The organism is Neisseria benedictiae, assembly GCF_958267435.1.
GTDB lineage: Bacteria > Pseudomonadota > Gammaproteobacteria > Burkholderiales > Neisseriaceae > Neisseria > Neisseria bergeri.
Window position 1 is genome coordinate 1 of the sequence record NZ_CATQFV010000031.1, and the last position, 482, is coordinate 482.

Consider the following 482-nt stretch of genomic DNA (forward strand, 5'->3'; position numbering starts at 1 on the left):
AAGGATAGATGATGGGTTACCATATTAGGATAATAAATACCAGCAAAAAAATTTCAGACGAAAATAAAATATTAAAAAACAAGGAGAACTTGTCAATATTTTTAAGAGAAAAATTTAATTATCATGAAGGTTGCAACGAGATGGGTGAAGTATATTTTTATGACCCAAACGATGAGGAAAGCATTCTTTTTTATGATGGGGAAGAATTGCTTGCAATTACCACAAGCAATGATCTACTATCATCAATGATAAAAATTGCAAGGTCGTTTAAGGATGGTTCCAGAGTTGTTGGTGATGAAAATGAGACTTACAAGGATATAAATAATGCATATCTACATGAGGATGATTATGAGCAGACGCAACAAAAAGAAGATAACTACATTAAAAAAATTAAGGACGCCATTATTCCAATAATAGTTCCTATTTTACTTGGGATAATTGCATTAATATTAAAAATATTAAAAATTAATTAATCTTAAAGC

At 29.0% G+C, this 482-nt stretch carries 1 protein-coding gene; it reads left to right on the top strand.

Annotated features, from left to right (window positions below):
- Positions 1-8: 8 nt before the first annotated feature.
- Complete coding sequence (locus Q3O12_RS03700; protein WP_003774468.1) at positions 9-473, top strand: hypothetical protein; 465 nt, start codon at positions 9-11, stop codon at positions 471-473.
- Positions 474-482 lie beyond the last annotated feature (9 nt).

Coding starts and splice junctions, on each gene's coding strand:
- Q3O12_RS03700 (WP_003774468.1), top strand. CDS start 9: ATGATGGGTTACCATATTAGGATAATAAATACCAGCAAAAAAATTTCA.